We start from the raw sequence: 2,271 nt of genomic DNA, 5'->3' as shown, positions 1-2,271 counted from the left end.
TTACCTATTGGCTGCCTGAAAAACAGGCAGAGCACCTTTTTCCGATCAGCTGCCGTTAATGCGACAGAGCCGGCGCATGACCTGAACGGCCATACACTGATCGGACTCAAAAGGCTGATGGAAGTAGTGGAGGACGGTGGCGGCCGGCTGTCAGTTGTTCTGGCCGGTCATCCAAAACTGCGCAATGACCTGCGGCGTCCGACAATGGAGGAGATAGGTTATCGCACTGATATTTTCACATTGGATGGTATCGCCGGTAGCCAACGGGAATATATTCAGTGGCTGCTGAAATCCAGTTCGAAAGGCAAACCCGAAGACATTCTGACCGCCGACGCCATCGATCTGCTGGCAATGAAACTGCGTACGCCGCTGCAGGTCCAGCAACATCTGACACTGGCCCTGGAAGCGGGTTATCTGACGGGAGAAAAACCAATAACTGCCGCCTTGGTTGAATCGGTGCTCTCCCGCCAGCTTGACGACCTGGAGCCGACATTAACGCGTCATGGTTACCGGCTGAAAGATATGGTTGAGCAGTTTGACGCTAAACCGGCAGAAATCAGAGCAATGTTCAACCATCAACTCGACCCGGTTCGAACGGCAGAGCTACGTGACAGAATGCTGGCGGTGGGGCTACCAATATGACGTTTTTCATTTGCAGTTATTGTGAGCCGGGGGAAATGGATGTCGAGCCGGAGAAAGTAAATGCGAGCTCATTGTCACTTAATGTGAGCCTGGGAGGATTTTCATTGTCAGTTAATGTGAGCTCAAAATCGCGCTGATTGCGAGCCCGTGTGATTACGATTGCGAGCCGTTACACCTAGCGTAAGCCAGGGCGGTTATCCGATTCATGGCAAACTTACCCAGTCAGGTTTTGGTGGTTGTGGCAACTGCGACCAGGGCTGTTCAGCCCCCAATTCCCAGACTTCGCACTGGTATCCCCCGAAACTACCGAATCTTGCAGTTTTGGGCTGGGAGAAAGTCACCGGCTCTCATGGCCATCTTTCTCTTCAAGTGCAGTTATAGCTTGTTCAAAAAGATCACCAAGAACTCGAATGCCACGTTTTTCTGCGAGATCATAAAACCTTTGAAAGCTACTTTCTGTAACCTTTATATTCAACTGTCTTTTGGACTCACCTGAATTAAAGCGAGGCCGTTTTTGTGCTGCGGATGGATGAGCTTCTCGAGATGGGAATCCGTTATCTTTAGATATCTTTTCGATATCCTCATCGTTTACTGTTGGTCTAGAAGTTGCTTTTGGTTTAAATTTATCCAGATTAGCAAAAGCATCAACACGCTCAGGTAAATCGGCCATAATTAGCCCTCCGGTGATAATCTTGAAATTAACTCAGCTGCGAATGCATCCGCATTCGCTATGGCTTTATCTATTCCAGGTGCCTCCGAAGTACTTAATGCATTCAGAGGTTTTTGGAAGAAAAACATTGATTTGAACGCTTCTCTTTCAGTTAACATTGTGTCGAATACGGGGATACCGTTATCGTTTAAACTTTTTCTCAAACTCGCCATGTTTCTTGTTTGATATGCAGGAGGAGTTCGAGTCATTAAGATCGAGAATGGTAATACATAGTTCGGAACGTGTCTTCTGACAGCCTGCTCTTGATCCTTAACCAGTGTTATCGCCCTACTTGCCTGTTCCGCATCGAGTAATGAACCTTGCATTGGAATAACGACAAAGTCAGCTTCCTGTAATGCATGAACCACAATTTTGGCTGCCGTACCCTCCAGGTCAACGATTACAATTGGGTCAACTGCCGCCGCCGCCCTGATTTTAGAGGCTATATTATTTTCAGTTACATCTGAAACTACATGGACGTTATCTGGGCAGTGGCCACCGGTTGACCATTTTTGGATTGGGTAATTTGGGTCTGCATCTATAACCGAAACGCCAACACCTCTCTTAGCAAGCTGTGTAGCGAATATAAGTGAAGACGTAGTTTTCCCCACCCCGCCTTTGGGACTTATAAAGGTAACAGTAGGCATGTGATATCTCCAAGTATCAAAAGATATCTCATATCACCACAATAGCGATACCAGAAGATATCTTTTGATAACATCATAAATGTTATATCTTTAAATATCAAAAGATATCTTATGGTATTTAAAGGTATCTTTTGGTGTCTTGAGTTACTTTTACATATCTTGTCGTATCTTGCCTAGGTTCCGGCTTATGAACACAGCTATAGGCTCTGTCGCATTAACGGCAGCTGATCGGAAAAAGGTGCTCTGCCTGTTTTTCAGGCAGCCAATAGGTAA

Annotated in this window: 2 protein-coding genes and 1 pseudogene; 1 reads left to right on the top strand and 2 read right to left on the bottom strand. The window is 46.3% G+C overall.

What is annotated here, in order from left to right; translation table 11 throughout:
* Positions 1-642 (top strand): annotated as a pseudogene (locus tag J8X26_RS27820) (AAA family ATPase); the annotation flags it as partial.
* Positions 643-979: 337 nt separating this feature from the next.
* Here J8X26_RS27820 and J8X26_RS25675 read toward each other — a convergent pair.
* Positions 980-1,312 carry a hypothetical protein gene (locus J8X26_RS25675; protein ID WP_208952397.1) on the bottom strand — a complete coding sequence of 111 codons (333 nt, stop codon included), beginning with the start codon at positions 1,310-1,312 and terminating at the stop codon, positions 980-982.
* 2 nt (positions 1,313-1,314) lie between these two features.
* Positions 1,315-1,998, bottom strand: a complete 684-nt coding sequence (locus J8X26_RS25670) for a ParA family protein (RefSeq protein WP_208952396.1) — start codon at positions 1,996-1,998, stop codon at positions 1,315-1,317.
* Positions 1,999-2,271: the final 273 nt, after the last annotated feature.

Source organism: Rahnella sp. ChDrAdgB13 (genome assembly GCF_017655185.1).
Classification (GTDB): Bacteria; Pseudomonadota; Gammaproteobacteria; order Enterobacterales; family Enterobacteriaceae; genus Rahnella; species Rahnella contaminans.
The sequence above is the reverse complement of the archived record's forward strand: the minus strand, read 5'-3'. Positions and strand labels throughout refer to the sequence as shown.